The sequence below is a fragment of the Variovorax boronicumulans genome (assembly GCF_019352895.1).
Taxonomy (GTDB): domain Bacteria; phylum Pseudomonadota; class Gammaproteobacteria; order Burkholderiales; family Burkholderiaceae_C; genus Variovorax; species Variovorax boronicumulans_A.
Genome location: NZ_JAAAFX010000004.1, coordinates 1,638,849 through 1,664,861, shown reverse-complemented (window position 1 = coordinate 1,664,861; position 26,013 = coordinate 1,638,849). Strand labels below are relative to the sequence as shown.

26 protein-coding genes and 1 riboswitch are annotated in these 26,013 nt (G+C 70.1%); of the genes, 20 read left to right on the top strand and 6 right to left on the bottom strand.

Annotation, left to right across the window (positions count from 1 at the left end; genetic code table 11):
* Positions 1–29 precede the first annotated feature (29 nt).
* Positions 30–1,193 (bottom strand): toxin-antitoxin system YwqK family antitoxin, encoded by a 1,164-nt coding sequence (locus K0H49_RS09235; protein ID WP_219211382.1) that lies wholly within the window; start codon positions 1,191–1,193, stop codon positions 30–32.
* 60 nt (positions 1,194–1,253) lie between these two features.
* Positions 1,254–1,667, bottom strand: coding sequence for a VOC family protein (locus K0H49_RS09230; protein WP_219211381.1), 414 nt, complete (start codon positions 1,665–1,667; stop codon positions 1,254–1,256).
* Positions 1,668–1,786: 119 nt separating this feature from the next.
* On the opposite strand from K0H49_RS09230, the gene K0H49_RS09225 reads away from it, so the two are divergent.
* The 5 genes from K0H49_RS09225 to K0H49_RS09205 all read left to right on the top strand — a co-directional run bounded on the left by K0H49_RS09225 (position 1,787) and on the right by K0H49_RS09205 (position 5,791).
* Positions 1,787–2,728: a TraB/GumN family protein gene (locus tag K0H49_RS09225; protein ID WP_219211379.1), complete on the top strand. Its 942-nt coding sequence runs from the start codon at positions 1,787–1,789 to the stop codon at positions 2,726–2,728.
* Positions 2,729–2,739: 11 nt separating this feature from the next.
* Entirely contained in the window at positions 2,740–3,117 is a 378-nt protein-coding gene (locus tag K0H49_RS09220; RefSeq protein ID WP_219211377.1) for a hypothetical protein, read from the top strand.
* Between the two features lie 113 nt (positions 3,118–3,230).
* Entirely contained in the window at positions 3,231–3,725 is a 495-nt protein-coding gene (locus tag K0H49_RS09215) for a copper chaperone PCu(A)C (protein WP_219211374.1), read from the top strand.
* Between the two features lie 83 nt (positions 3,726–3,808).
* A complete protein-coding gene (locus tag K0H49_RS09210) occupies positions 3,809–4,483 on the top strand; it encodes a PhaM family polyhydroxyalkanoate granule multifunctional regulatory protein (protein WP_219211371.1) in 675 nt (224 codons plus the stop codon).
* A 42-nt stretch (positions 4,484–4,525) separates the two neighbouring features.
* Complete coding sequence (locus K0H49_RS09205) at positions 4,526–5,791, top strand: FIST signal transduction protein (protein ID WP_219211370.1); 1,266 nt, start codon at positions 4,526–4,528, stop codon at positions 5,789–5,791.
* A 24-nt stretch (positions 5,792–5,815) separates the two neighbouring features.
* On the opposite strand, the gene K0H49_RS09200 is transcribed toward K0H49_RS09205, so the two are convergent.
* Together K0H49_RS09200 and K0H49_RS09195 are read right to left on the bottom strand one after the other, a co-directional pair.
* The gene (locus K0H49_RS09200) at positions 5,816–7,039 is read right to left on the bottom strand and encodes an FAD-dependent oxidoreductase (protein ID WP_219211368.1); all 1,224 of its coding nucleotides are present in this window, start codon (positions 7,037–7,039) and stop codon (positions 5,816–5,818) included.
* 85 nt (positions 7,040–7,124) lie between these two features.
* A riboswitch (glycine riboswitch) is annotated at positions 7,125–7,232 on the bottom strand.
* Between the two features lie 193 nt (positions 7,233–7,425).
* Entirely contained in the window at positions 7,426–8,160 is a 735-nt protein-coding gene (locus K0H49_RS09195) for a helix-turn-helix domain-containing protein (RefSeq protein ID WP_219211366.1), read from the bottom strand.
* A 101-nt stretch (positions 8,161–8,261) separates the two neighbouring features.
* Between K0H49_RS09195 and K0H49_RS09190 the strand changes: the two genes are divergently transcribed.
* The 13 genes from K0H49_RS09190 to K0H49_RS09135 all read left to right on the top strand — a co-directional run bounded on the left by K0H49_RS09190 (position 8,262) and on the right by K0H49_RS09135 (position 21,467).
* Entirely contained in the window at positions 8,262–9,104 is an 843-nt protein-coding gene (locus K0H49_RS09190; RefSeq protein ID WP_219211364.1) for a hypothetical protein, read from the top strand.
* Positions 9,101–11,032 carry an MFS transporter gene (locus K0H49_RS09185; protein ID WP_219211363.1) on the top strand — a complete coding sequence of 644 codons (1,932 nt, stop codon included), beginning with the start codon at positions 9,101–9,103 and terminating at the stop codon, positions 11,030–11,032. The genes K0H49_RS09190 and K0H49_RS09185 overlap by 4 nt, the downstream gene beginning before the upstream one ends.
* Positions 11,032–11,676, top strand: a complete 645-nt coding sequence (locus tag K0H49_RS09180; protein ID WP_219211360.1) for a phosphatase PAP2 family protein — start codon at positions 11,032–11,034, stop codon at positions 11,674–11,676. The genes K0H49_RS09185 and K0H49_RS09180 overlap by 1 nt, the downstream gene beginning before the upstream one ends.
* 243 nt (positions 11,677–11,919) lie before the next feature.
* Positions 11,920–12,351: a hypothetical protein gene (locus K0H49_RS09175; RefSeq protein WP_374122353.1), complete on the top strand. Its 432-nt coding sequence runs from the start codon at positions 11,920–11,922 to the stop codon at positions 12,349–12,351.
* 71 nt (positions 12,352–12,422) lie between these two features.
* Positions 12,423–13,226 carry a DUF2145 domain-containing protein gene (locus K0H49_RS09170; RefSeq protein WP_219213165.1) on the top strand — a complete coding sequence of 268 codons (804 nt, stop codon included), beginning with the start codon at positions 12,423–12,425 and terminating at the stop codon, positions 13,224–13,226.
* A gap of 36 nt (positions 13,227–13,262) precedes the next feature.
* Positions 13,263–14,345 (top strand): zinc ribbon domain-containing protein, encoded by a 1,083-nt coding sequence (locus K0H49_RS09165; RefSeq protein ID WP_219211356.1) that lies wholly within the window; start codon positions 13,263–13,265, stop codon positions 14,343–14,345.
* 66 nt (positions 14,346–14,411) lie between these two features.
* Entirely contained in the window at positions 14,412–14,792 is a 381-nt protein-coding gene (locus K0H49_RS09160) for a DUF3597 domain-containing protein (protein ID WP_219211354.1), read from the top strand.
* Between the two features lie 159 nt (positions 14,793–14,951).
* Positions 14,952–15,659 (top strand): hypothetical protein, encoded by a 708-nt coding sequence (locus K0H49_RS09155; protein ID WP_219211352.1) that lies wholly within the window; start codon positions 14,952–14,954, stop codon positions 15,657–15,659.
* Between the two features lie 236 nt (positions 15,660–15,895).
* The gene (locus K0H49_RS09150) at positions 15,896–17,038 is read left to right on the top strand and encodes an acyl-CoA dehydrogenase family protein (RefSeq protein WP_374122326.1); all 1,143 of its coding nucleotides are present in this window, start codon (positions 15,896–15,898) and stop codon (positions 17,036–17,038) included.
* A 46-nt stretch (positions 17,039–17,084) separates the two neighbouring features.
* The gene (locus K0H49_RS30535) at positions 17,085–18,095 is read left to right on the top strand and encodes an ABC transporter substrate-binding protein (RefSeq protein WP_257624639.1); all 1,011 of its coding nucleotides are present in this window, start codon (positions 17,085–17,087) and stop codon (positions 18,093–18,095) included.
* A complete protein-coding gene (locus K0H49_RS09145) occupies positions 18,092–18,889 on the top strand; it encodes an ABC transporter ATP-binding protein (RefSeq protein ID WP_374122325.1) in 798 nt (265 codons plus the stop codon). The genes K0H49_RS30535 and K0H49_RS09145 overlap by 4 nt, the downstream gene beginning before the upstream one ends.
* Positions 18,886–19,800, top strand: a complete 915-nt coding sequence (locus K0H49_RS09140) for an ABC transporter permease (RefSeq protein ID WP_219211346.1) — start codon at positions 18,886–18,888, stop codon at positions 19,798–19,800. The genes K0H49_RS09145 and K0H49_RS09140 overlap by 4 nt, the downstream gene beginning before the upstream one ends.
* Entirely contained in the window at positions 19,797–21,467 is a 1,671-nt protein-coding gene (locus tag K0H49_RS09135) for an amidohydrolase (protein WP_219211343.1), read from the top strand. Before K0H49_RS09140 ends, K0H49_RS09135 begins: the two co-directional genes overlap by 4 nt.
* Positions 21,468–21,485: 18 nt before the next feature.
* Here K0H49_RS09135 and tgt read toward each other — a convergent pair whose 3' ends face one another.
* Positions 21,486–22,658, bottom strand: a complete 1,173-nt coding sequence (gene tgt, locus K0H49_RS09130; RefSeq protein ID WP_219211342.1) for a tRNA guanosine(34) transglycosylase Tgt — start codon at positions 22,656–22,658, stop codon at positions 21,486–21,488.
* A gap of 2 nt (positions 22,659–22,660) precedes the next feature.
* The gene (gene queA / locus K0H49_RS09125; RefSeq protein WP_219211339.1) at positions 22,661–23,701 is read right to left on the bottom strand and encodes a tRNA preQ1(34) S-adenosylmethionine ribosyltransferase-isomerase QueA; all 1,041 of its coding nucleotides are present in this window, start codon (positions 23,699–23,701) and stop codon (positions 22,661–22,663) included.
* A gap of 138 nt (positions 23,702–23,839) precedes the next feature.
* Between queA and K0H49_RS09120 the strand changes: the two genes are divergently transcribed.
* Positions 23,840–24,514: a DUF4166 domain-containing protein gene (locus tag K0H49_RS09120; protein ID WP_219211337.1), complete on the top strand. Its 675-nt coding sequence runs from the start codon at positions 23,840–23,842 to the stop codon at positions 24,512–24,514.
* Positions 24,511–26,004, top strand: coding sequence for a TIGR01777 family oxidoreductase (locus tag K0H49_RS09115; protein ID WP_219211336.1), 1,494 nt, complete (start codon positions 24,511–24,513; stop codon positions 26,002–26,004). Before K0H49_RS09120 ends, K0H49_RS09115 begins: the two co-directional genes overlap by 4 nt.
* Positions 26,005–26,013 lie beyond the last annotated feature (9 nt).

Genomic DNA, 26,013 nt, shown 5'->3' with positions numbered 1-26,013 from the left:
CGACGTCGGCCCGCGCCGAGCCGCCAGGGCTACTTGGCGTAGGCCTTGCGCGAGCCGTCCTCGAAGACCTCGTCGTCGCGGTCGGGCAGGCCGTTGGCGTCCCAGGTGCGCTCGCGCGTGACGCGCCCCTTGTCGTCGTAGTTGGATTCGCTGATCAGCCGGCCCTGCAGATCGAAGCGTCGGTGCAGGCCCACCGCGATCAGACGCCCGCGCGGCGCGGGGGCGCCGAAACGGCCCTGCGCGGCGCGCTGGCCGTTGTCGTGGAACTCGGTGATGTCGGCGACGCGCGCCAGGCCCTCGCCGCTGTAGACGGTCTTGCTGCGCGGCTGGCTGTTGAGGTAGTAGCTGTCGTCGCTCAGGGGCAGGCCGGCGGGCGTCCAGCGCTGCTCGCGCACCAGCGAACCCTTCTCCGAGTACTCGCTCTCGTGCTGCTTGAGCGCACTGCGCTCGGCGATCAGCGAGACCAGTTCGTAGCGCTTGATGCCTTCGGAGGAGAAGCGGCGCTCGGTGCGCTGGCTGCCGCTGAGTTCGTCCACCGACTCGGGCTTGCCGTTGTCGTAGAGACGTTCGCTGCGCACCCGCTTGCCGGTCGTGAAGGACAGCCGCGCGCGCAGTCCGCCCTTGCCGTCGAACAGCTCGACCTGCGAGGGCTGGGGCCCGACGAAGCCGCACAGGCGCGCGTCGTCGAGCGCCGGCGCCAGCACCGGCCGATCGGCGCAGCGCAGGGCCGAGAGCTGGCCGCTGGGGGTGAATTCGGCCGCCGCGCGCTCGCCGCCGGGGTCGGCGTAGAAGGCCAGGCGGCGCAACTGGCCATTGGGGTGGAAGCTGCGCACCAGCCCGAGTTCGTGGCCGTCGTCGTAGGTGGCTTCACGCAGCACCTGGCCATCGGGGTAGAGCTCGCGTGCGCGTCCGTGCAGGTTGCCCTTGGCGTTGACGCTCTGCTCCTTGGCCAGCTTGCCCTTGTCGTAGTAGCGCACGATGCCCATGAAGACGCCGTTGCGCAGTTCCTGCTCGCGCTGCAGCTCGCCGCTGTCGCGGTCCTTGCAGCGCATCAGGCCGGTCTTGCCCTGCGTGGTGTAGCCATTGGCGGGATTCACGGGCTCGCCGTTGAGCTCGCAGTCCTGCACCGCATGCGCGGCGCCTGTCAGTCCCATCAGGACCGACATCCAGGCCATGTGCGTGCGTGCGTTCATGGGTTCATTTCTCCAGCGCCGGCGAGGCGAGGTCGCGAATCGTCGTCTCGGGCGCCACGGCTACTTGTCGTAGAGCGCGGCGAAGGAGCGGAAGCCCTTGACCTCGATCGGGTTGCCGAAGGGGTCGCAGAAGAACATGGTCCATTGTTCGCCGGGTTGGCCTTCGAAGCGCACCTGCGGCTTCAGCACGAAGTCGGTGCCGGCGGCCTCGAGGCGTTCGGCGAGCGCGCGCCAGTCGGGCAACTCGAGCACGATGCCGAAGTGCGGCATCGGCACCATCGCGTCGCCGACGCGCCCGGTGCGCGTGGTGGCGAAGGGCTCGCCCAGGTGCAGCGAGAGCTGGTGGCCGAAGAAATCGAAGTCGACCCAGGTCTCGGTGCTGCGGCCTTCGGCGCAGCCGAGCACGTCGCCGTAGAAGCGGCGCGCACCGTCGAGGTCGCGAACGTGGATGGCGAGGTGAAATATGCTCTGCATGCGATCAGCATAGCTGCCTTGTAACCAAATCCATACTTCTGTCTACGGGGAAGACCATGCGCCTGCAGCGCCATTGGCTGTCGTTTCGATGCCCGCGCCCGGGCCGCTTTTTCCGGCGCATGGCGGCGGCCGTGCTGGCCTTCGGCATGGCGGGCGCGGCGCTGGCGGCCGACGCGCCGGCCGTCTGCGTGCCCACCGTCACGCCGTCCGGGGACGCGGTGCAGAAGGCCTCCGGGCCGGCGCTGGACCGTGGCTTCCTGTGGCGCCTCGAGAAGGACGGCCGCAGCTCCTGGCTCTACGGCACCATGCATGTGGGCAAGCCGGCCTGGATGTCGCCCGGCGCACGGGTGCGCGCCGCGCTGCGTCAGAGCGACATCCTCGCGCTGGAGCTCGACCTGACGGACCCGGCCACGCTGGCGGTGTTCACCGAACCGCTCGACGCGGCTGTCATGGCGCGCATCCTCACGCCCGATCGCCAGCGCCGGCTCGACCGGCAGATCGCGCTGGCCTGCCTGCCGGCCCATGCGCTGGGGCGCCTGCGGCCGATCCTGCAAGCCACCACCCTGGCAGGGCTCGCGGTGCGCCACGATGGGATGTTCTCGGAGTGGGGCAGCGAACAATTTCTGGCGCTCCATGCGCGCAGCCACGCCAAGCCGGTCGTCGCGCTCGAGGATGCGCGCACGCAGCTGCGGGCCTTGACGGGTGACAGCGAGGCCGACGAGATCGCGCAGGTCGACGAGACGCTCGACGAGCTCGAGTCCGGCCAGGCCCGCGCGATGGGTGCCGAGCTCGCCGCCGTCTGGGCGACCAGCGACTGGAAGAAGCTCAGCGACTACCGCCGATGGTGCGACTGCGTGAAGACGCCGGCCGACGAAAGTGCGCTGCAGCGCCTGCTGGACGACCGCAATCCCGGCCTGGCCGACGGCATCGCGCGCGTGCATGGCCAGGGGCACCGCGTTTTCGCGGCGGTCGGTGCGCTGCACATGGTCGGCCCCAAGGGCCTGCCGGCCCTGCTGGCGGCCCGGGGCTTCCGCGTGACGCGCCAGGTGCCGGCGCCATAATCGGCGCTCCCATGCCTGCCGCCCTGCGCCACGTCCTCTGCCTCCGCCGTTTCAGCCTGCTCGGCCGCTTCGTGCTGTGGAGTTTCGTGCTGTCGCTCGGGGTGGCCGCGGCATCGCCGCTGGTGCGGTCGCAGGCGCTGGAGCTGGTCTGCTCCAGCGTCGGTGCGGTGAAGATGGTGCTTCACACGGCCGACGGCGTGCAGGAGATCGGCGCGGGCCACCTCGACTGCCCGCTGTGCCTGCCGGGGGGCGCGCCGCCGCAGGCCGCGGCCGGGCGGCCGGGGCCGACCGTGCGGCCGCTCGGCCGCCTCGTGCGATCGCTCGAGGCCACGCGCGTGGCGCTGGCCGCCGCGCCGCTGCCGGCCCGCGGCCCGCCGCTTCGCGCCTGAGCCCCAGCTTGTCTGGCCGCGCCGTGCACCTGCCGGCCGCGCCACACGGACCAGGCCGCAGGCCTGCGCCGCCCATTCGATCCCTGACGTTTTCTGTCTTCGAGGAGTTTTGCATGACCTTCACCACCACCTTTCGCCGCGCGGCGACCTGCATGGCCTTTGCCGCCTGCGCTTCGGCCTGGGCTCAGACCGCCGCGCCGGTCGACGTGCAGGACGCCTGGGTCCGCGCCGCCGTGCCCGGCCAGAGCGGCACCGGCGCCTTCATGAAGCTCACGGCCCACGAAGGCCTCAAGCTGGTCGGCGCCAGCACGCCGGCCGCCGGGGTGGCCGAGGTCCATGAAATGAAGATGGAAGGCGACACCATGCGCATGCGCGGGGTGTCCAGCGTCGAGCTGCCCGCGCATCGCACGGTCGAACTCAAGCCGGGCGGCTACCACCTCATGCTGATGGACCTGAAGCAACCCATCGTCAAGGACGCGACCCTGCCCCTCACGCTGCAGTTCGAGGATGCCAAGGGCGCCAAGAGTTCGCTGGCGCTGAACGTGCCGGTGCGCAGCGTGGCCCCGGGGGCCGCCACCGGGGCCGCCGCGCCTGCGCACCGTCACTGACCTGCCGCCGTGGCGGCGCGGCGTCTGGCACGCCACGCCGGCGGCGTGGAGTAAGCTGGCGCACACCACTGCCGGAGACAGCCATGAGCGACGCGAATTCCCCTTTTGCCTTCAGTCAGTTCGTTCCCGGCTTCGATTTTCTCAAGGGCTTGGCCGGCGGCACGGCCACCGGTGGCGGCGCTGCCCACGGCATGCCCAGCCTGTCGAGTTGGGTGGCGCCGACGCTCAGCGTCGAAGAGCTCGAAAAGCGCATCCAGGAACTCAAGACGGTGCAGTACTGGCTCGAGCAGAACGGCCATGCGTTGAAGGCCACCATCCAGGCGCTCGAAGTGCAGAAGATGACCTTGTCGACGCTGCGCGGCATGAACGTGCAGATGGAAGACCTGGCCAAGGTGTTCACCCGTCCGGCGGCGGAGCCGGTCGAAGCGCCGGCACCCGCGCCCGCGCCTGAACCGGCTGCTGCGCCATTGGCGTCGTCCGCCGATGCCGACGGCGCAAAGCCGGCACCGGCCGCGGCGCCCGGGGTGGTCGACCCTCTCCAGTGGTGGAATGCGCTGACCCAGCAGTTCCAGCAGATCGCCAGCACGGCGATGCAGGATGCGGCCCACGCCAAGATGCCGGGCGCGATGCCCGTGCAGAAGTCCGCGGCAAAGCCCGCCGCGCGCACCGCCGCCAAGACCGCCAGCCGGAAGACCGCCCCGCGCAAGAGCGCGGCCAAGCCTTCCGCCGCAGCCGCGCCCCGGCGCGCGCGCGGCTGAGCTCTTTTTCTTTTCTCTCCACCAGGATCCCGGACCGCGCGCATGAAGCTCTTTCCCACCGGCCACGCCACCCATCCGCAATGGCGGATGGCGGCGGGCCTTGCGCTGGCGCAGTTGCGCGCGCAGATGGCCTTGCCCGACTACGCCGCCGCGCCCACGCTGGGCCTGCTCTACATCACCGACCACTATGCGGCCGAGGCGCAGGACATCCTCGACCACCTCGGGGCCGAACTGCCCGAGATCACCGACTGGTCGGGCACTGTGGGCTTCGGCGTCGCGGCCAACAACGCCGAATACTTCGACGAGCCGGCCCTGAGCGTGATGCTGTGCGCGCTGCCCAGCGACCAGTACCGCGTGTTCTCCGGCGTGGCGCCGCTGGGCAGTTCCGAGATGAGCGGCTTCGAGGCGCACACCGCGCTGGTGCATGCCGACCCGAGCACGCCGGAACTGGCCGAACTGGTCGGCGAGATGGCCGGGCGCACCGACACCGGCTACCTGTTCGGCGGCCTGTCGTCCGGGCGTCGCGGGGCGCTGCAGTTCGCGCTGGGCGGCAACGGCAACATCCGGGGCCACGGCGCGGCGCGCGGCGTGTTCTCGGGCGGGATGTCGGGCGTGGTGTTCGGCGAGGGCGTGCGGCTGGTGTCGCGCGTCACGCAGGGCTGCCAGCCGGTGTCGCGCGAGCGCGAGATCACCGAGGTCGACGGCAACCTGCTGCTCCGCCTCGACGGCGAGCCCGCGCTCGACGTGCTGTTGAGCGACCTGCAGATCTCGCTCGATGCGCCGCAGGAAGCGATCGAGGTGGTGCGCGCCACGCTGGTTGGGCTCGCGGATGCGGGCAGCGACGGCATCCGACGCACCGGCGATCTGGGGGCCGACGTGCTGGTGCGTCACATCATCGGCCTGGACCCGACGCGCCGCGGCATCGCGATCGCCGACACCGCCGAAGCCGGTATGCGCATGAGCTTCTGCCGGCGCAGCCCCCAGGCCGCGCGTGCCGACCTGATGCGCATCTGCGCCGAGATCCGCGAAGAGCTCGAGCCCGAGGAGCAGACGCTGGCCACGGCATGCGCCGTGGCGGCGGGTGAAGCCGAGGCCGCGCCGCATCCGGCGCGCCGCATCGCGGGTGCGGTGTATGTGAGCTGTTCAGGGCGCGGCGGTGCGCATTTCGGCGCGCCGGGTGCCGAGATGCAGATCGTGCGCCACGCGCTGGGCGACGTGCCGCTGACCGGCTTCTTCGCGGCCGGCGAGATCGCGCGCCACCATGTGTACGGCTACACCGGCGTGCTCACGGTGTTCGTCACGGACTGAGGCGCGACTGCGCGCGTCGGGCGCTCAGCCCTTCGCGAAGGCGAATTCCACCTCGGGCGAGAGCCCGCTCACGATGCGTGCGATCGACTTGCCCGCGCCGCAGGCGTTGACCCAGCCCTGCGCCCCCGGCGCGGTGTTGAGGAACAGGTTGCGCAGCGGCGTGCGGCCGATCAGCGGCATGCCGCTGGCGCTGCGCGCGTGCAGCGTGCTCGAGAACTCCGCGTGCGTCGGGTCGACCACGCCCGGCAGCAGCGTCTCGACCCGCGCCAGCATGCGGGCGTAGTGCGTGGAGTCGGGCAGGTCCTGCGCATCGGTGGCCAGGCGCACGGTGCAGCACACCCGCAGCCGCTCGCCCTGCGGCGTTTCGATGCGGTGGATGCGCAGGCGCTCCGTGCGATCGTTGAGCATCACCTGCGGCGCGCGCGCCGCGTTCTGGATCGGCAGCTCGATGCGGTATTCGCGCACCCGCCGCAGCGGCATGGCGATGCCCAGCGCCTGCGCATGCGGCACGCTGCCGGTGCCCAGCGCCAGCACGTAGGCATCGGCGCGCAGCATGCTGCGCTCGCCGTCGACGTTGGCGAGTTCCACGTGATCGATCCGGCCGTCGCGCGCATGCAGCCGGACGACCGAGTGGTTCATCAGGAAGCGCACGCCGGCAGCGCGGCACATGAAGGCCAGGCTGGCCGCGAAGGCCGCGGGGTCGCGCGAGGTGTCCTCGGGCGTGAAGGCGGCGCCGGCGATCTGGCCGCGCAGATGCCCGAGCGCGGGTTCGATGCCGAGGGCCTCTTCGGGCGACAGCAGCTGCAGCGAGCAGCCCAGCGCCTGCAGCCGGCGCACGTTGTGCGAAAAGGACTCGAAAGCCTTGGCGTCGGTGTAGATGCGCATCCAGCCGGCGCTTCGGAGGTCCTGCGACACGCCGGCCTCCTGGCGCAGCTCATGCACGGTTTCGCGGCTGTAGGTGGCCAGGCGGACCATGTGCTCCAGCCGGGCGGCAGGCCGGTGGCGCGTGCCGGTGAGGTAGCCGGACACACGGCGCAGCCGGCGCCGCAGCCCGTCGATCGCCGTGCTGCACAGGCTGCGTTCGGGCGTCGCCGAAGGGGGCAGCCGGGCGGGCGCACTCGCCATGCCGCGAGCCTTGGCCGCGGGTGCCGCATGGCGGTCGATCACAGTGACCTCGTGGCCCAGCTGCTGGAGGTAGTAAGCCGAAGCGACGCCGAGCAGGCCGCCGCCCAGAACAATCACGCGCATGGTCCGATTCCTTTTGGGAAGGCACAAACGGCGGACCGGCGCACGCGGCAGATAGGGCGTGCGGGCCGGGCCCGAGGTTCAGGTTGCCGCTCCCTCTGTCCTGGGTACCTGAGAGATTCACCCGCTGCGCCTTGCAACGGGTTTGCTCCTTCGGTGCATCGCACGGAGGCGATGGCTCTTCAGACGGCGAATCGAAATGAGGCAGTCGTCGAACCGGCAGGGCGGTTCACCTCGGCGTTCATGGGAGTTTGCGCTTGCGGTGGGGCCCGGAGGCCCTCTTTTCTGCAGAAATAGGAGTTTACCCGTCTTGACAAACTAGAGAAACGTGTAATCGATATTCGTCGGATATGCGCCGAAATATGCGGCATCGGCGCCACAGCCTCTGTTCAGTTGCGGCGAAGCCGGGTAAAGGCCTCGAATTCCCAGTTCCGCATGCCCAGCAGCAGCGTGTAGCCCTCGCGGTCGTCGGGCGAGAGTTTCTGGTCGGTCTGGTGCTGCTGCGCGAAGTCCTGCGCCACGCGTTGCAGCCGTTCGAGGAAGGACGGCGCCAGCGCCCGGCTGATCGAGCCGTGCACCAGCAGCAAGCCCTCGGCCGGGCCGTCGAAGCCGCCGCTGTAGTAGTCGAGCACCACGTTGTCGCGGAAGAAGTTCATCACCGGCCCGTGCGGGCGCCAGCGGAAGGTCTTGGCCAGCTTGAGCCGGTAGCGGTTGAGCGGCCGCAGTTCGATGATGCCGATGCGGTCGAGCTGGGCGAAGCAGGTGATGCACTCGGCTTCGCTCAGGCGGTAGGCGCCGACGATCTGCTCCAGCGTCCACTGGCTCAGCACGCTGATCGCGACCAGGATCAGCTTCTTGTCGCGCACCACGGCCTTTTCCTGCTCGAGCGTGAGCTCGCGCAGCAGCGGCTGGGCGTCGGCCACGCGGCGCGCGAGCTCGGCGAAGTCCATCTTGAGCGCGCGGCAGATCGCATCGACCCGGCTCAGCGGCATGTCGGACTTGGCCAGCATGCGCTTGACGCTGGACTCCGCCATGCCCAGCGCGCGGGCCAGGTCGGCGTAGGTCATGCGGGCGTTCTTGAGTTCGTTCTTCAGGGCCTGAACCAGATCGACAGTGGTGCTCATGAGGGAGGAGGGTATTGCAAGACGATACCGATCGGATGCGACCGGCGGACCGTATCGATTTTCGATGCCAATGCATGGGTGCTGGCGCCTAGATTCGCGCCATGAACCGAACGCCTCCCCGTTTCCCGGCCACGCTCGACCCGCGCGAGCGCGAGCTTCTGGCCGCCCTGCTGCTCGGCGTGCTCGCCGCCTGCCTGGGCCCCGCGCTGCCCGATCCGATGGCCGGCACCGGCTTTGCCGACGGCCGCGGTTGGGGGGGCCTGCCCCATGCGATGGACGTGCTGAGCAACCTGCCGTTCGCGGTGCTGGGCGTCTGGGGGCTGCTCCGGCTGCGCCGCCTCGACGGGGCGGCGGCCGGCACGGCCGCGGTGCGGCACTGTGCCGGGCTTTTCTTCGGGGGCCTGGTCCTGACCGCGTTCGGCTCGGCCTTCTACCACCTGCATCCCGATGCGCTGCGGCTGACGGCCGACCGCCTGGGCATGGCCGTCGCCTTCGCCGGCATGGTCGGGCTGGCGGTCAGCGAGCGCATCGGCCGCCGGGTCGCCTGGCCGGTGGCCTGCGGCATGCTGGTGGCCGGGTTGCTGGCGCTGGCAGCCTGCCATCTGCGCGGCAACGTGCTGCCCTGGGCCGTGCTGCAGTTCGGCGGGATGGCGCTGGTGCTCGGCCTGGCGCTGCTTCGGCCGGTGCCGGGCGCGCTCGGCCTGAAGCTCGGCGTGGTCATCTGCTGCTACGGCGTGGCCAAGCTGCTGGGGCTGGGCGATGACGCGATCTACCAGGCGACCGGGCAACTGGTGTCGGGCCACAGCCTCAAGCATCTGGCCGCGGCCTGCGCAGGCTGGCCCGCATTGCAGATGCTGCGGGCCCTTCGGCCGCCGGCCCCTGCGGCACAATCCACGCGCAGCCGCCTCGCCGGCCTGAGGAGCCCCACCGGGACATTCGAATGACAACATCCGCCATGGCATCCGATGCCCACGCCAACCAGTTCGCCCTGCTGAAGCAGCGCCGCTTCGCGCCCTTCTTCTGGACGCAGTTCGCCGGCGCGGCCAACGACAACCTGTTCAAGTTCGCCTTCACCGTGATGGTGACCTACCAGCTGCAGCTCAGCTGGATGCCGCCGGCCATGGCGGGTCTGGTGATCGGGGCGCTGTTCATCCTGCCCTTCCTGCTGTTCTCGGCCACGGCCGGCCAGCTCACCGACAAGTACGACAAGACCAGGATCATCCGTTTCGTCAAGAACCTCGAGATCGCGATCATGGTGCTCGCGGCCTGGGGCTTCTTCCGTGCCGATGCGGTGGTGCTGCTGGCCTGCGTGTTCCTGATGGGGCTGCACTCCACGCTCTTCGGCCCGGTCAAGTTCGCCTACCTGCCGCAGGTGCTGGCGGCGCGCGAGCTCACCGGCGGCAACGGCATGGTCGAGATGGGCACCTTCGTCGCCATCCTGCTGGGCCAGGTGGCGGGCGGCCTGCTGGTGGCGCTGCCTCAGATCGGCCACACGAGCGTGGCCGTGGCCTGCGTGCTGCTGGCGCTGGTCGGCCGTGGCGTCGCGCAGGCCATTCCGACGGCCCCGGCCACCGACCCGCAGCTGGTCGTCAACTGGAACCCCTTCAGCGAGACCTGGCGCAACCTCAAGCTCGCGCGCGGCAACATCGTGGTGTTCCGCTCGCTGCTGGGCATCTCGTGGATGTGGTTCTTCGGCGCGGTGTTCCTGAGCCAGTTCCCCAGCTTCGCCAAGGAAGTGCTGCACGGCAACGAGCAGGTCGCCTCGCTGCTGCTGGTGGTGTTCTCGGTCGGCATCGGCATCGGCTCGCTGCTGTGCGAAACGCTGAGCCGGCGCCAGGTGGAGATCGGCCTGGTGCCGCTGGGCGCGATCGGCATGAGCGTGTTCGCGATCGACCTGTACTTCGCCTCGCGCGGCCTGCCGGCCGGGCCCGAGATGGGCCTGGGCGCCTTCCTCGCGCAGTCGGCGCACTGGCGCGTGATGGCCGACCTCGGCCTGCTGTCGCTGTTCGCCGGGCTCTACAGCGTGCCGATGTACGCGCTGATCCAGCTGCGCAGCCAGCCCACGCACCGCGCGCGCATCATCGCCGCCAACAACATCCTCAACGCGCTGTTCATGATCGCGAGCTCGGTGATCGCCGGCGCCTTGCTCGGGGCCGGCTTCACCATCCCGCAGATCTTCCTGTTCACCGGCATCGCCAACGCGCTGGTGGCCTTCTACATCTTCCTGCTGGTGCCCGAGTACCTGCTGCGCTTCGTGGCCTGGGTGCTGTCGCGCTTCGTCTACCGCTTCAAGATCGAAGGCGACGAGCACATCCCGACCGAAGGCCCGGCCGTGCTGGTGTGCAACCACGTGAGCTTCATCGACGCGGTGCTGCTGATGGCCGCCAGCCCGCGTCCGATCCGCTTCATCATGGACCACCGGATCTTCCGCGTGCCGGTGCTGGGCTGGCTGTTCCGGCTGGCCAAGGCGATCCCGATCGCGCCGCAGAAGGACAACCCCGCGGCCTACGAGCGCGCGTTCGCGCAGGCCGTCGAGGTGCTGCGCGAAGGCGATCTGCTGGCCATCTTCCCCGAGGGTGCGATCACCAGCGACGGCTCGCTGCAGCCCTTCAAGGGCGGCGTCATGAAGATCCTTGCCGGCGCGCGCGCCGTGGGCGTCGAGCCGCCGGTGATCCCGATGGCACTGACCAACCTCTGGGGTTCCTTCTTCAGCCGCGTCGAGGTGCGCGAGGGCAAGAACGTGGCGATGGTGCAGCCCTTCCGCCGCGGCCTGTTCAGCCGGGTCGGCCTCCAGGTGGGGGCGGTGGTGCCGCCGGCGCAGGTGACGCCGGAACTGCTCCAGTCGCGCGTGAGCGGGCTGCTTTCGGCTTGATGGCGGGGTTGCTCGCCATCGTTCCTGCAGACGCCTGGCACGCCTTCACCTGGCTGGGCGACAGCGCCCTGATGCTGCCTGTCGCCTTGCTGATCGCCGTGATGCTGTGGATCTCCCGCGACGGGCGCGGCACCGCGCTGGCGTGGTGCCTGGCCTTCGGCGCGGGCAGCGGCCTGATCCTGCTGAGCAAGCTGGCCTTCATGGGCTGGGGCATCGGCAGTGCTCGCTGGGACTTCACCGGCTTCAGCGGTCACACGGCCATCGGCACCAGCGTGTGGCCGGTGCTGTTGTGGCTGGCGTCGGCGCGGGCCTCGCGGCGTGTGCGTGGCATCGCGTGGGGCGCCGGCTGGTGCCTGGGCGCGGCCATCGGCGTGTCGCGGCTGGCCCTGGATGCGCACTCGGTCTCCGAGGTGCTCGCAGGCTTCCTGCTCGGCGTGGTCGTCAGCCTCGGCTTCCTGTGGCTGGCGCGTCGCCGTGCGCCGCCACGCCCGCCCTGGTTCGTATGGCTGGGTGCGTTGCTGGTGCCGCTGCTGTTCCAGACGCCGGGCCAGCCGGCCCCGACGCAGGGCCTGCTCGAGACGGTGGCCGTGCGGCTGGCCGGCATCGAACGGCCCTTCACGCGCGCCGATCTGCGCTCCCTCTGAGGCGCCAAGCGGCCTCCGAGAAGTATCGAATCCAGATACTTCCGGCCTCTTTGGGAGGAACTGGTGCATTCAGTCGCGCCCTTTTGCCCGTCGGGCCGCCATCATCCGGGCTTCTTTACATGGCCGCGAGGCAGCGCATGCAAGCCCTTGTCTGACCGATACGGCATCCGCTTTTCCTTCGTCTTCTTTTCCTCTTCTTTTCTTCGAAAGTTCCTCATGAAAAAACAACGGATCCTGGCCTGGATGAGCGCTGCCGCCATCGCGGCGTCGCTGCTCTCTCCGCTGTCGGTTCGTGCGCAAAGCGAAACCTCGGCTGCGTTGTCGCTGATGCCCGTGGCCTCGGTGGTGGGTGCCGCATCGGCCGCCGGCGGCGCGGTCGGCGCCTCGGTCGCAGTGCCCGCCGCGCTGTCGGTCGGCGGCTCGGTGCTCACCGTGGTGGCGGTCGAAGCCTCGGTCGACGGCGTCACCTACGTGCTGGCGCGGGCCTCCGACGGCGCGCGTGCGAGCGTGCGGGTGGCGGGCCGCGCAGTGGGCGGCGTGTCGACGGCGGTCGGCACGGCGGTGACGGTCAGCGTGATCGCTTCGGGCGTGGTGCTCTCGGCCGCCGGCGAGGTGCTGGCCTTCGTGCCCAACGCCATCGGCCGCGCACTGCTGCACAACGAGAGGCTGGTGTGAGTTCGCAGATGAGCGCTTCTTTCAACCTCGACGAGGAGGTCCGGGTGCCGCGCTGGCGGCGCAACCTGCAGATGGCGCTGCGCATCCTGGCGCTGGTCCTGGTGGTGTGCCTGGCAGGCGCCCTCCTTTTTCCCATGCAGGCGCACGCGGGACGCTCCTGCGAACAGGTGCGGCCGACGCCGGACAACGTGGTCAAGGGCATGCAGTTGGCCGAGCGCACCTCGCAGGCGCTCGATGCGAGCGGTGCCCGTGTCGTGCTGCTGGCGCGTGCCGGCCAGGACCTGACGCGCTACGGCCTGCAGTGGTCGCACCTGGGCCTGGCCTACAAGACCGAGGCTGGACCCTGGCGCGTGGCGCACAAGCTCAACCAGTGCGGCACCGCGGTCGCCGGCGTGTACCGCCAGGGCCTGGGCGAGTTCTTCCTCGACGACCCCTGGCGCTACCAGGCCGCGTGGTCGGTGCCGACGCCGGCCGTGCAGGCGCAACTGCTGGCGCTGCTGGAAGCGCCGACCGACAGCCTCGTGCGGCTGCACACCCCGGCCTACAGCATCGTGAGCTATGCCTGGGCGCAGAAGTACCAGCAGTCCAACCAGTGGGCGCTCGAGACGCTGGCCGCCGCGATGGAGCCCGGCACCATCCGCACCCGTGCCCAGGCCCAGGCCTGGCTGCAGTTCAAGGGCTACGAGCCGGGCGTGCTGGCGCTCGGGCCGCTCACGCGGCTCGGGGGGCGGGTGAGCAAGGCCAACGTGGCCTTCGACGACCATCCCAACGACAAGCGCTTCTCGGACCGCATCGAGACCATCACGGCCGATTCGGTGTTCGCCTGGCTGCAGCGCAGCGGGCTGGGCGCGGCTCCGGTCACACTGGCGCTCTAGGCGTCTGCCTTCCAACCCTCCTGAAGGAAAAAAAGAATGAGCAAATCACTGCGTCTCTCGGAGAAATGGTTTCGTCGCGGCCTGTGGGTCGTGGCGCTGGTGTTCGCCGGCTTCCTGACCGGGCTCGGCGGCACGCTGGTCAACGACCTGCCGCGGGTCGAGCGCACGCTGCAGACCGACGACTTCATCGATCGCGCCGCGGCCGATCCGCTGCGCGACGGCGTGCGCGAGGCCGAGCGCATCGAACAGGAGGCCGCCAACGCGCTGGAGCAGGCCGAGCTCAAGCGCAGCGCCGCCGCGCAGAGCAGCCGCAGCGCGCGCGAGACCTTCGACAACTGGATCGCCACGCGCCACGCCACGGCGCAACCCGACCAGGACACCGAACTCATCGCCCGCACCCGTGCACTGGACGCGCTCAAGGCCCGGGAGGACGCGGCGCAGCAGAAGGTCGAGGCGCAGCAGCAGGTGGCGCTCGACGCGCGCCAGGCGCAGGAGGCCGCGCAGCGCAAGCTGTCGGTGCTCGAGTACGACGCCGAGCAGCGGCTGCAGGCCGAGTACCGCCGCGTCGAGCTGCGCGTGTTCGGCTACCGGCTCGCGCTGACGCTGCCGCTGCTGCTGATCGCGGGCTGGCTGTTCGTGAAGAAGCGCAAGAGCACCTACTGGCCCTTCGTCTGGGGCTTCATCTTCTTCGCGCTGTTCGCCTTCTTCGTCGAGCTGGTGCCCTACCTGCCCAGCTACGGCGGCTACGTGCGCTACATCGTGGGCATCGTGATCACCGTGCTGGTGGGGCGCTATGCGATCGTCGGGCTCAACCGCTACCTCGCGCGCCAGAAGCTGGCCGAGGCCCAGCCCGACATCGTGCGCCGCGAGGAGCTGAGCTACGACACCGCGCTGACCCGGCTGGCCAAGAGCGTGTGCCCGGGCTGCGAGCGGCCGGTCGACCTGAAGAACGCCGAGATCGACTTCTGCCCGCACTGCGGCATCGGCCTGTTCGACCACTGCGGCACCTGCGATGCGCGCAAGAGCGCCTTCTCGAAGTTCTGCCATGCCTGCGGGACTTCCGCACATCCCACCGCGCGATCGCAAGGGGAACCGCTGGCCGGTGCGGCACCTGCGTGATAGAAGCTGGGGCGGCGCCTTGCGCGCGCGTTCCATCGCCTGTTCAACCACCACCAAGGAATTTCCATGAGCATCTTCGGCAGCATCCTCTCCAAGATCTTCCCGTCGGCCCAGGCCGCTCCTGCGCCGGCCCCCGCGCCCGCACCGGCCGCTGCCGGCGCACCCGCAGTCGCGGCGCCACCCCCGGCCATTCCGCTGGGCGACGTGGCCGCCGTCCTCGATGCGATGCCCGGCGCCGCCAGCCTCAACTGGCGCACCTCCATCGTCGACCTCATGAAGTTGCTCGGCCTCGACAGCAGCCTGGCCGCGCGCAAGGAACTGGCGGCCGAGCTGAGCTACGGCCAGGACACCAGCGACAGCGCCAAGATGAACGTCTGGCTGCATCGCCAGGTGATGACCAAACTGGCGGCCAACGGCGGCACCGTGCCGGCCGAACTGCGCGACTGATCGCCTCGGCTGCGCGCCCCTCCGAAGCCCGGCCATGCCGGGCTTTTTTTCGCGCTGCCCGAATGGAAGGTCTGGTCCGACATCGCTGGCCAGCGATGGCGTCTAAGGTGAAGCCACGGTGTCGCCCGGCATCGCAATCAGACAGAAGGAGATTCATCCATGGCCTACACCTTGACCCAAGCCCGCGGCTTGCTCACCGCAGCCGAACTGAGTCTGTTCGACCAAAGCCGCGCCGCCCCGATCAAGGATCTGACCGCGGCGCGTCTGCGCGGGAAGGTGACACGCGCACGCGCCTTGCGCGACAAGTACCGGGACCTGTATCGCCGCCAGACCGTGGCCACGCGCGGCGCGGCCACCAGCAAGCGCTCGGCCGTCGGCGGCGACAACCAGCGCACCGGCCGCAAGGCCGAGGTCTTCGCCGAGGTGCTCGGGCGTTTCGAGGATCGGCTGACGCTGCTCGAGGGCCGTGCCGAGCGCGAGTCCGGCAAGGCCGCGCCGGCGAAGAAGACCGCACGAGCGAAGGCCGTGGCAGCGCCCAAGACCCCCGCCAAGAAGGTCGTCGCGAAGAAAGCCGTCGCCACGAAGGCCAAGCCCATTCGCCTCAAGACTGCGGTCAAGAAGGCGCTGAAGCTCAAGCAGGCGGCCGTGGGCAATGGCTCTTCGGACACGCGCTCGGCCAAGGCACCCGCTGCGCAATCGCCACTGGGTGCGGCCGCCGCCGGCGTGCCGCCGCTGACCGCGCCGCTCGACATCCCCGCGCGTGCCGCGCGCCGCAACCCCTTGAAGGAAAGCGCCGCGGGCATCGCGCTGCATGCGCATGCCGGCTCGCAGACCCGGCGCGCACAGGGCAAGCGCGACAGCCGCTGATCCGAGGCGCTGCGCCGCCCGCTGCATAGACGTTTTTCGCATGAGCATGGCCGCTAAGAATCGTTGGCGGACAAGGCGCACACGCCTAGATTGAGGTCCCCGCGTGGCCGCCCGACGGCGGCCCTCGACCCTCCAGGCTGCGTGTGACCTCTCTGCTTTCCTCGCCACTGCCCTCGGCATCTTCCTCGGCATACCCCTCGGTTCATTCGACCGACCTCGGCCCCTTCGAGGCGGTCGTGGAGCACACGGCAAGCGCGCTGGCTGCCACGGCGGCCGAGCGCGACCGGGCCGGCGGCACGGCGCTGACCGAGCGGCAACTGCTGCGCGACAGCGGCCTCCTCACGCTTGCGGTGCCACGCGCCTACGGTGGCCAGGAAGCGGACTGGCCCTTGATCCTGCGGATCGTCCGGCGCCTGGCCGCAGCCGACAGCTCGCTGGCACATCTCGTCGGTTTCCAGCACCTGCAGGTGGCCAGCGTGCTGCTCTTCGGGTCGCCTGTGCAGCACGACCGCTACCTGGGCGCCACCGTCTCGCAGAAGTGGTTCTGGGGCAATGCCGTGAACGCCCGCGACACGCGGCTCAGCGTGCGCCGCACGGCCTCCGGTTATGAACTGAACGGCGTCAAGAGCTTCTGCTCGGGCGCCAGCGATTCCGACCTGCTCAACGTCTCGGTCGCACTGGGCCCGGAGCCGACCGAGCGGATCTTCGCCGTCGTGCCCACGCGGCGCAGCGGCATCACCGTCAACGACGACTGGGACAACCTCGGCCAGCGCCAGACCGACAGCGGCAGCGTGCGCTTCGACCGGGTCGAGGTCGCGGCCGGCGAGGTGCTCGGGCCGCCCGGTGCGGCCTCGAGCGCGCGGGCCTCGCTGCGCAACCTGATCGGCCAGCTGGTGCTCACCGAGATCTACCTGGGCAACGCGCAGGGCGCACTGGCCGAAGCGATCGGCTACGTGCGCGAGCAGGCCGAGCCCTGGCCCGGCGCCGGCGTGGCGCGCGCGCAGGACGACGGCCTGCTGCAACTGCGCGCCGGCGAACTCTGGGGCCAGCTGCGCGCTGCCACGGCGCTGGCCGACGAGGCGCTGCGCGACTTCCAGCGCGCCTGGGACCTGGGCGGTGCGCTCGACTTCGTGCAGCGCGGGCAGCTCGCGATGTCGATCGCAGCAGCGCGCCTGCAGGCCGGACGCACGGCCCTGCATGTGACCGCGCAGATCTTCGAGCTCATGGGGGCGCGCGCGACCACGCGCCGCCACGGCTTCGACCGCTACTGGCGCAACGTGCGCGTCCACACGCTGCATGACCCGCTCGACCAGCGCCAGAAAGGCCTCGGTCGCTGGCTTCTCACCGGACAGGCGCCGGAGCCCTACGGTTACGGCTGAGCCTTCTCGCTTTCCTTCCTTCGTCCCTTCTTTCCTGGATTCCCGCATGACCGATCTCCTGATCAACCGCCGCCAGTTCGGCCTCGGCGCCGCCGGCCTGGCCCTGGCCGCCTCTCCCTTCGCGCGTGCCGCCGCGGCCGAGAAGATCGTCGTGGCCGAGAGCCAGGGCTTCAGCTGGGCCGTGCCCTACCTCGTGTCCAGCAGGAACTACTGGAAGAACTACGGCATCGAGGCCAGCACGCTGCAGTTCACCTCGGGCCGGCTGGCCTTCGATGCCGCGGTTTCGAGCAAGGCGCAGTTCGCCACTGCAACCGACAGCGTGGTCGGGCTGGCCGGTGCCAACGGCGTGCGCGCGGTGATCGTGGCCGAGTTCACGCGCCTGTCCAGCGGCATGGTGGTGGCCGCGCGCACCGACCGCGGCATCGACACCCCGGCGCAGCTCAAGGGCAAGCGCGTGGCCACGCCGCTGGGCACCAGCGGCCATTACTTTCTCGCACGCTACCTGTCGCTGTACGGCCTCACGCCCAAGGACGTGACGCTGGTCAACCTGCGCGGACCGGACGCCATCACCGCCATCAATCAGGGCGGCATCGATGCCTTCGCCTGGGGCTTCGACTCGGGCCAGAAGGCCGTCGACGACAGCGGCGGCAAGGTGCGCATCCTGCCCGACACCGGTCTGGACAAGGTGTTCCTGAGCCATTACGTGTTGACGGCCGCGGAAGAACTGGTTCAGCGCCAGCCCAAGCTGGTCGAGTCCGCGGTGCGCGCGTTGATCGATGCCGAGAAGTTCTACCGCGGCAGCCATGCCGAGGCCGTCGCGCTGGTGGCCGAGCGCACCAAGACCTCGGTCGAGACCACCAAGGCCGGGCTCGACACGATCCAGGTCGGCGTGCGGCTGGACAACCGGCTGCTCGACGACCTGGTGCTCAACGGCGAATGGGCGATCGAGGCCGGCCTGGCGCAACGCCCGAAGGAAGACCTGCGCACGCTCTACCGCAAGCTGATCTATCCCGACGCGCTGCGGGCCGCGGCGCCCGACCGCGTGACGCTGTCGTGAGCGCCGAGCTGACGCCGGCCCCGGCGGTGAGCCTGCGCGAGGTGTCGCAGCTCTATGCCTCGGCCGGCGGCGAATTGCATTGGGCCTTGACCGACGTCGACCTCGACATCGGCGCCGGCGAGTTCGTCTGCGCCATCGGTCCGAGCGGCTGCGGCAAGACCACGCTGCTCAACATGATCGCGGGCTTCCTGCAGCCGACGCTGGGCCGCGTGACGGTGCAGGGCCAGCCGGTGACCGGGCCCGGCCCGGACCGCGGGGTGGTGTTCCAGGAGTACGCACTGTTTCCCTGGCTGACCGCGCGGCGCAACGTCGAGTTCGGGCTCAAGCAGCAAGGGCTGGCCCGGCCCGAGCGGCGCGCCCGCGCCGAGGAACTGCTGGCCCTCACCGGGCTGGCGCACGCCGCCGACCGCTATCCCTTCGAACTCTCGGGCGGCATGCGCCAGCGCGTGGCGGTGGCGCGCGCGCTCGCCACGCAGCCGCAGGTGCTGCTGATGGACGAGCCCTTCGCCGCCATCGATGCGCTCACGCGCGCCACGCTGCAGCGCGAGCTGCTGCGCATCTGGGAGGCGCTGCAGCTGTCGATCTTCTTCATCACGCACAACATCGAGGAGGCAGTGTTCCTCGCGCAGCGCGTGGTCGTGATGAGCCCGCATCCGGGCCGCATCCACGAGATCATCGAAGTGCCGCTGCCGTACCCGCGCGAGCGCAGCGACCCGGCCTTCGGCGCGATCTATGCGCGCATCGGCCAAGCCTTCGCGCAACTGCACGGGACGCAAGAGGAGGCCGCGGCATGAGCGCGATCGGACCTTTCCCCCATGCGACCCCGGCTGCGCGTCCTGCGCCCGCCGGGCCGCCCTTGGCACGCGACGCCGCCGGCCGGCGCGCCGCGATCGAACGCGAGTTCCTGCAGAAGCGCCAGACGCGCCAGCGCGGCGCGCTCGGTCGCCAGTTCGTGCTCGGCGTGCTGGGCTTCCTGGTCTTCCTGGCGGTCTGGGAGATCGCCCCGCGCGTGGTGCCTGGCATCAACACCAAGATGTTCCCGCCGCCCTCGCAGGTGGCGGGCGTGTTCGCCGAGATGACCTGGGGCACGGGCGAGATCTGGCCGCACCTCGGCGCCAGCCTGCAGCGCGCGCTCTGGGGCTTCCTGCTGGGCGCCTCGACCGGCGTGCTGGCGGGTGTGCTGACCGGGCGCTTCACCGTGCTGCGCCAGCTCAGCGACCCGGTGCTGCACGGCCTGCGCGCGATCCCGGCGATCGCCATCGTGCCCCTGGCCATCGTCTGGTTCGGCCTGGGCGATGTGTCGAAGGTCATGCTGATCGCCTGGGGCGCCTTCTTCCCGGTCTGGGTCAACACCTTCATCGGCGTGCGCGACATCCCGCCGGTGTACCTGCGTTCGGCCGCCACGCTGGGCGCGCGGCCGGTGGCGGCCCTGCTCCAGGTGGCACTGCCTGCGGCACTGCCCTTTGTCTTCGCCGGTCTGCGGCAGGCCACCGCGGTGGCTTTCGTGGTGCTGGTGGCAGCCGAACTGGTAGGTGCGGAGAAGGGGCTGGGCTTCCTGATCTCGTTCGCGCACCTGGTGTTCCGCGTCGACATCATGTTCGTCGGGCTGATCTACCTGGGCGCCGTCGGATTCCTGGCCGACCAGCTGTTTGCGCTGCTGCTGCAGAAGCTGTTCCCCTGGTACGGCGCGGAGCGGCGCCGATGAGCGCGGCAGCCGATCTGGTGCTCACTGGCGGCCAGGTGCTTACGATGGTGCCGGGTGCCGCGCCGGCGCAGGCCGTGGCCATCGCGGGCGAGCACATCGTGGCGGTGGGCAGCGATGTCGACATCGCGCGCTGGCAGAGGCCGCACACGCGACACATCGCGCTGGCCGGGCGCACCGTGCTGCCGGGCCTGATCGACGCGCATGCCCACATGGAGCGTGAAGGCCTCAAGACCCTGCGCCCGAGCCTGGCGCATGCGCGCTGCATCGCCGACGTGCTCGCGGTGGTGCGGCAGGAAGTAGAGCGGCTGCCCAAGGGGCAGTGGATCCTCACCATGCCGGTCGGCCAGCCACCCTTCTATTTCGGCGGCCCCGAGACGCTGGCCGAGAAGCGCATGCCCGACCGGCACGAACTCGACGCGGTCGCACCCGACCATCCCGTGTACATCCCGGGCCTGTTCGGCAACTGGGGCGTGCCGCCGGGCCACAGCGCGCTCAATTCGCTGGCGCTGCAGCGCAACCACATCACGGCCGACACCTGCCCCGACTGCGGCGGCCTGAGCATCGAACGGGGTGCCGACGGTGCGCCCAGCGGCGTGATCGTCGAGACCAACAAGCGGCCGCTGGTCGAGTTCTCGATCCTCACACAGGTGCCGGCCTTCGGCTTCGCCGACCGGCTCGAGGGCCTGCGCCGTTCGCTGCCGCTGTACCACGCCTTCGGCACCACCAGCGTCTACGAAGGCCATGGCTCCGCGCCCGAGACCATTGCGGTCTATCGCGCACTGTGGGAAGAGGGCGGGCTCAGCATGCGCACCCGCCTGTGCGTCAGTCCGACCTGGGACAACGCCGCCGAGGCGCAGCGCGCCATGCGTGACTGGCTCGCGTTCGCGCGCGGCCGCGGCACGGGCGATCCGTGGCTTGCCATCGGCGGCGTCTTCATCGGCCTGGGCGGCCAGCCGGCGACCGCGCGCGCGGTGCGGCGCGCCTTGCCCAACACCGGCTGGGCTGGCTTCGTGGAGTGGGCCAACCGCATCGAGGATTTCAGCGACTACGCCTGGCTCGCGGCCGAGCACGACCTGCGCGTGCACTGCGTGGTGGTCGACCGCCTCTCGGAGGTGCTCGACGTCTTCGATGCCATCGACGCGCGCTTCCCGCTGGCCGGGCGGCGCTGGGTGGTCGAGCACATCGGCCGCGTGCAGCCGGCGGACATTCCGCGGCTGCTGCGCCTGGGTCTGCAGGTCACGACCATCCCGTTCTACATGCTGTGGAAGAACGGTGCGTCGCGGCTCGACGAAGCGACGGACGGCGATGGCTTCCTGCCGCAGCGCGCGCTGCTCGAGGCCGGCATCGACGTGGCGGCCGGCAGCGACAACATCCCGGTGAGTCCGTTCAGCGCGGTGTGGGCATCGGTGGTGCGGCAGGAGCGCACCACGGGCCGCATCCTCGGCGCGGGGCAGCGGCTCGATCGCCTTCAGGCGCTGCAGACGGTCACGCGCAATGGCGCCTTCCTGAGCTTCGAGGAAGACCGCAAGGGCACGCTGGAGGCGGGCAAGTGGGCCGACCTCGCCGTGCTCGATGCCGACCCGTTGACCGTGACCGACGATGCGCTGGCCCTTCTGCAGGCCGAGCGGACCTTCGTCGCCGGGCGCGAGGTCTACGTCAAGCCCTGAGCCGGGCGGCCGTGCGCCTCAGACGCCGCGCGCCCGTTCGGCCTTGAACTGCGCGCGGAACTCGGTGAAGCGCCCGGCGTCGAGCGCCTCGCGGATCTCGCGCATCAGGTTCAGGTAGTAGTGCAGGTTGTGGATGGTGCACAGCATCGGCCCGAGCATTTCACCGCAGCGGTCGAGGTGGTGCAGGTAGGCGCGGCTGAAGCCCTCGCGGCCACCGTCGTTCCACGACACGCCCGAGGTTCCCGCGCAGGCATGGCAGGTGCAGCTCGGGTCGACCGGCTGCGGGTCGCTCTTGTGGCGCGCGTTGCGCATCTTGAGGTCGCCGAAGCGGGTGAACATCGTGCCGTTGCGCGCATTGCGCGTGGGCATCACGCAGTCGAACATGTCGACGCCGTCGGCCACGCCCTGCACCAGGTCCTCGGGCGTGCCCACGCCCATCAGGTAGCGCGGCTTGTGGGCCGGCAGCCGGTGCGGCGTGTGGGCCATGATGTGCAGCATTTCGGCCTTGGGCTCGCCCACGCTCACGCCGCCGATGGCATAGCCGGGGAAGTCCATCTCGACCAGCGCGGCCAGCGACTCCTCGCGCAGGTTCTCGAACATGCCACCCTGCACGATGCCGAACAGCGCGTTCGGGTTCTCCAGCTTCTCGAACTCGGCCTGGCAGCGCTTGGCCCAGCGCAGGCTGAGCTCCATCGAGGTGCGGGCCTCGGCCTCGGTCGTGATGTGGCCGTTGGTGTCGTAGGGCGTGCACTCGTCGAACTGCATGACGATGTCGCTGTTGAGCACCGTCTGGATCTGCATCGAGACCTCGGGCGTGAGGAACAGCTTGTCGCCATTGACGGGCGAGGCGAACTTCACGCCTTCCTCGCTGATCTTGCGCATCGCGCCCAGCGACCAGACCTGGAAGCCGCCCGAGTCGGTGAGGATGGGCTTGTCCCATTTCTCGAAGCCGTGCAGCCCGCCGAAGCTGGCCATCACGTCCAGGCCGGGCCGCATCCACAGGTGGAAGGTGTTGCCCAGGATGATCTGCGCGCCCATCTCCTCGAGGCTGCGCGGCATCACGCCCTTGACGGTGCCGTAGGTGCCCACGGGCATGAAGATCGGCGTCTGCACCTTGCCGTGGTTGAGCGTGAGCGTGCCGCGGCGTGCGTGGCTGTCGGGGTCGGTGGTGAGGAGGTCGAAGTTCAGCATGTTCAGTCCTGTCGTGCCAGCAGCATGGCATCGCCATAGCTGAAGAAGCGGTAGCGGTTCTCGATCGCGTGCGCATAGAGCGCCATCACGCGCTCGTAGCCGGCCAGCGCGCTCACCAGCATCATCAGCGTGCTCTTGGGCAGGTGGAAGTTGGTCAGCAGCAGGTCCACGTGCGCGAAGGCGAAGCCCGGCGTGATGAAGATGCGGGTGTCGCCCGAGGCTTCGCCGCTCTTGGCCCACGATTCGAGTGTGCGCACGGTGGTCGTGCCGACCGCGACCACGCGGCCGCCGCGGGCCTTGCATTCGGCAATGGCGCGCTGCGTGGCTTCGGGCACGTCGTAGCGCTCGGCGTGCATCGTGTGCTCGGCGATGTTCTCGGTCTTGACCGGCTGGAAGGTGCCGGCGCCCACATGCAGCGTCACGTTGGCGCGCTGCACGCCGCGCGCTTCGAGCTGGGCCAGCAGGCCTTCGTCGAAGTGCAGCGCGGCGGTCGGCGCGGCCACCGCGCCGGGCACGCGCGCGAACACGGTCTGGTAGCGGCTCTCGTCCTCGGCCGAATCGCTGTGTTCGATGTAGGGCGGCAGCGGCACGTGGCCGCAGCGGGCCATCAGCGCATACGGGTCTTCGCCGGCCGGGCTCTCGAAGGCGAAGCGGAACAGCGCGCCGTCTTCCTCGGGCCAGCGGCCGAGCAGGGTGGCGGTGAAGCCGCCGACCATCTGCAGCACGGTGCCCACGGGCGGTTTCTTGCTGACCTTCATGTGGGCCACGACTTCCTGGCCGGTCAGCACGCGCTCGACCAGCAGCTCGAGCTTGCCGCCGGTTGGCTTCTCGCCGAACAGCCGGGCCTTGACCACGCGGGTGTCGTTGAAGACCAGCAGGTCGCCGCTGCGCAGCAGGCCGGGCAGGTCGCGGAAGATGCGGTCGACCGGTGCATCGTCCGTGCCGTCGAGCAGACGGGAGGAGGTGCGTTCGGTGGCCGGGTGTTGTGCCACCAGGTCGGGCGGCAGGTCGAAATCGAAATCGGAGAGCGTGAAGGCGCGCATGGTGCTTGAGGGCCGGACGGGCCCGTGCCAAGGAGGCATGGGGAGAGGAAAGGGGAAGGCGGCTGGAATTGTCCCATGCCAGGAAACAGGGCATCGAAACGGGGGCATGGCGCCCGGTGGCCGAGGCAGAATCGACGCATGCCTGATTCCCTTGCCGCGCGCCTCTCACACCAGCCCGGCCCCTCCGAAGGTGAACTCTTCAAGAAGATCCTCGGGCGCAAGTGGCAGGGCCTGCATCCCGACATCCGGCGGCGCTTCGACAAGAACCCGTCGCCGGGTCAGGCGCTGCATTACCGGGGCGCACTCAGCGAGCTGCGCTGCTCGCGTTTCGGCAGGCTGCTGGGCCACCTGACGCAGCCGCTGATCCAGGGCGCACTGATTCCCTACAGCGACGCCGACTTTCCGGTCGAGATCCAGGTCTACGCCAGGCCGCAGGACCCGGCCATCTACAAGCAGCGCACCTACCGCCTCCATGGCCGCAAGCCGATCCAGTTCACCAGCTTCATGCGCGAGAGCGCGCGCGGCGAGGTGCTGGAGTACGTGGGCATGGGCCTGGGCATGAAGCTGGTCCTGAGCGTGGAAGACAACGGCAGCCTGCATTTCCAGAGCGACGGCTACTTCTGGGACGTGTTCGGCTGGCGCATTCCGCTGCCCGGCCTGCTCACGCCCGGCAAGACCTTTTTGTGGCACCACAACGAGACGCCGGAGCGCTTCAACATCCGCATCGAGATCCGGCACTGGCTGATGGGCACCACCTTCACCCAGGTCGGCGTGTTCGAGGAAGTGGCCGCGCCGCAGGCGGTGGCCGCATGAGCATCGATACCCACCTGCTGGCGCTGCAGCTCATGGCCGCCCAGGGTGTGATGGGCGCCTTCGACACGCTCTATCACCACGAAGGCACCGAAGCGCTGGCGCAGCGCAACAGCGCGCGGCGCGAGCTGTCCATCCATGCGCTGCGCTCGGCCATCTACTGCGCGATGTTCATCGGGCTGTCGTCGTGGGCCTGGCACGGCGCGTGGGCCGGGGTGCTGCTCGCGGTGTTCGGCGTCGAGATCGGGCTCACGCTGTGGGACTTCGTGGTCGAAGACGGCAGCCGGCTGCTGCCGCCGACCGAGCGCGTCACGCACACGGTGCTGGCCATCAATGCCGGCGCGTTCATCGCGCTGCTGGCCATGAACGCGGTGGACTGGGCGGCGCAGCCGACGGCGCTGGTGTGGCAGCCGCAGGGCTGGCTCGGCGCCTTCCTCGCGCTGTGCGGCGTGGGTGTCGGCATTTCGGGGCTGCGCGACGGGTTGGCGGCGCGCGCGCTGTTTCGCCGCACCGCGCAGGAAGAACAGCGCACGGTCGACGCACCGGTGCGCTTCGGCACCCAAGCGCAGCGCGTGCTGGTGACCGGCGGCACCGGTTTCATCGGCCAGATCCTGGTGCGCCACCTGCTGGCCGACGGCCACGCGGTGACGGTCTGGACGCGCGATGCGCGCGCGGCCGCCTGGGGCTTCGGCGGCGCGGTGCGCTGCGTGCAGGCGCTCGAGCAGATCCCGGCGACCGACGATGTCGATGTGGTCATCAACCTGGCCGGTGCGCGCATCCTCGGCCAGCGCTGGAGCCAGCGGCGCCAGCGCCAGCTGATGCAAAGCCGCGCCGGCCTGACGAACACGCTGGTCGCGTGGATCGCCACGCGCCCGCGCAAGCCCTGGCTGCTGCTGTCGGGCTCGGCCATCGGTTACTACGGCGTGCAGCCGCAGGGCGACGCCACCGAACTGGCCGAAGAGGCACCGCCGCAGGCCGTCTTCATGTCGACGCTGTGCCAGGGATGGGAGCAGGCGGCGCGGGGTGCCGTGGCGCATGGCGTGCACGTGGCCTGCATGCGCTTCGGCTTCGTGCTGGGCCACAAGGGTTCGCTGCCGCAACTGCTGCTGCCGGTGGCGCTCGGCATGGGCGGGCGCCTGGGCAGCGGACGGCAGTGGCTGTCGTGGGTGCACGTGCACGACCTGATCCGCGCCATGGCCCACGTGTGGACGCTGACCGAACGGGCCGGCGACGGTGCGGCCGCGCAGGCCTTCAACTTCACCGCGCCCGGCGCGCTCACGCAGGAAGAGTTCACCCGCACGGCCGCCAGCGTGATGCACCGTCCCTGCTGGATGCCGACGCCCGCCGCGCCGGTCAGGCTGCTGTTGGGCGAGCAGGCCGACCTGCTGCTCGAGGGCCAGCGCGTGGTGCCTGCGCACCTGATGCAGACCGGCTTCCGCTTCACCTTTCCCGATGCGCGCAGTGCCTTGACGGACCTTTGCCGCCCGCGCTAGAAGCCCCTC

Excerpts from the sequence above, each read along its gene's own strand:
- K0H49_RS09155 (WP_219211352.1), top strand. The coding sequence starts at position 14,952 with ATGGCCTACACCTTGACCCAAGCCCGCGGCTTGCTCACCGCAGCCGAA.
- K0H49_RS09235 (WP_219211382.1), bottom strand. The coding sequence starts at position 1,193 with ATGAACGCACGCACGCACATGGCCTGGATGTCGGTCCTGATGGGACTG.
- K0H49_RS09180 (WP_219211360.1), top strand. The coding sequence starts at position 11,032 with ATGGCGGGGTTGCTCGCCATCGTTCCTGCAGACGCCTGGCACGCCTTC.
- K0H49_RS09210 (WP_219211371.1), top strand. The coding sequence starts at position 3,809 with ATGAGCGACGCGAATTCCCCTTTTGCCTTCAGTCAGTTCGTTCCCGGC.
- K0H49_RS09140 (WP_219211346.1), top strand. The coding sequence starts at position 18,886 with ATGAGCGCGATCGGACCTTTCCCCCATGCGACCCCGGCTGCGCGTCCT.
- K0H49_RS09190 (WP_219211364.1), top strand. The coding sequence starts at position 8,262 with ATGAACCGAACGCCTCCCCGTTTCCCGGCCACGCTCGACCCGCGCGAG.
- K0H49_RS30535 (WP_257624639.1), top strand. The coding sequence starts at position 17,085 with ATGACCGATCTCCTGATCAACCGCCGCCAGTTCGGCCTCGGCGCCGCC.
- K0H49_RS09195 (WP_219211366.1), bottom strand. The coding sequence starts at position 8,160 with ATGAGCACCACTGTCGATCTGGTTCAGGCCCTGAAGAACGAACTCAAG.
- queA (WP_219211339.1), bottom strand. The coding sequence starts at position 23,701 with ATGCGCGCCTTCACGCTCTCCGATTTCGATTTCGACCTGCCGCCCGAC.
- tgt (WP_219211342.1), bottom strand. The coding sequence starts at position 22,658 with ATGCTGAACTTCGACCTCCTCACCACCGACCCCGACAGCCACGCACGC.
- K0H49_RS09205 (WP_219211370.1), top strand. The coding sequence starts at position 4,526 with ATGAAGCTCTTTCCCACCGGCCACGCCACCCATCCGCAATGGCGGATG.
- K0H49_RS09175 (WP_374122353.1), top strand. The coding sequence starts at position 11,920 with ATGAGCGCTGCCGCCATCGCGGCGTCGCTGCTCTCTCCGCTGTCGGTT.
- K0H49_RS09160 (WP_219211354.1), top strand. The coding sequence starts at position 14,412 with ATGAGCATCTTCGGCAGCATCCTCTCCAAGATCTTCCCGTCGGCCCAG.
- K0H49_RS09220 (WP_219211377.1), top strand. The coding sequence starts at position 2,740 with ATGCCTGCCGCCCTGCGCCACGTCCTCTGCCTCCGCCGTTTCAGCCTG.
- K0H49_RS09215 (WP_219211374.1), top strand. The coding sequence starts at position 3,231 with ATGACCTTCACCACCACCTTTCGCCGCGCGGCGACCTGCATGGCCTTT.
- K0H49_RS09200 (WP_219211368.1), bottom strand. The coding sequence starts at position 7,039 with ATGCGCGTGATTGTTCTGGGCGGCGGCCTGCTCGGCGTCGCTTCGGCT.
- K0H49_RS09165 (WP_219211356.1), top strand. The coding sequence starts at position 13,263 with ATGAGCAAATCACTGCGTCTCTCGGAGAAATGGTTTCGTCGCGGCCTG.
- K0H49_RS09185 (WP_219211363.1), top strand. The coding sequence starts at position 9,101 with ATGACAACATCCGCCATGGCATCCGATGCCCACGCCAACCAGTTCGCC.
- K0H49_RS09230 (WP_219211381.1), bottom strand. The coding sequence starts at position 1,667 with ATGCAGAGCATATTTCACCTCGCCATCCACGTTCGCGACCTCGACGGT.
- K0H49_RS09120 (WP_219211337.1), top strand. The coding sequence starts at position 23,840 with ATGCCTGATTCCCTTGCCGCGCGCCTCTCACACCAGCCCGGCCCCTCC.
- K0H49_RS09225 (WP_219211379.1), top strand. The coding sequence starts at position 1,787 with ATGGCGGCGGCCGTGCTGGCCTTCGGCATGGCGGGCGCGGCGCTGGCG.
- K0H49_RS09170 (WP_219213165.1), top strand. The coding sequence starts at position 12,423 with ATGGCGCTGCGCATCCTGGCGCTGGTCCTGGTGGTGTGCCTGGCAGGC.
- K0H49_RS09115 (WP_219211336.1), top strand. The coding sequence starts at position 24,511 with ATGAGCATCGATACCCACCTGCTGGCGCTGCAGCTCATGGCCGCCCAG.
- K0H49_RS09135 (WP_219211343.1), top strand. The coding sequence starts at position 19,797 with ATGAGCGCGGCAGCCGATCTGGTGCTCACTGGCGGCCAGGTGCTTACG.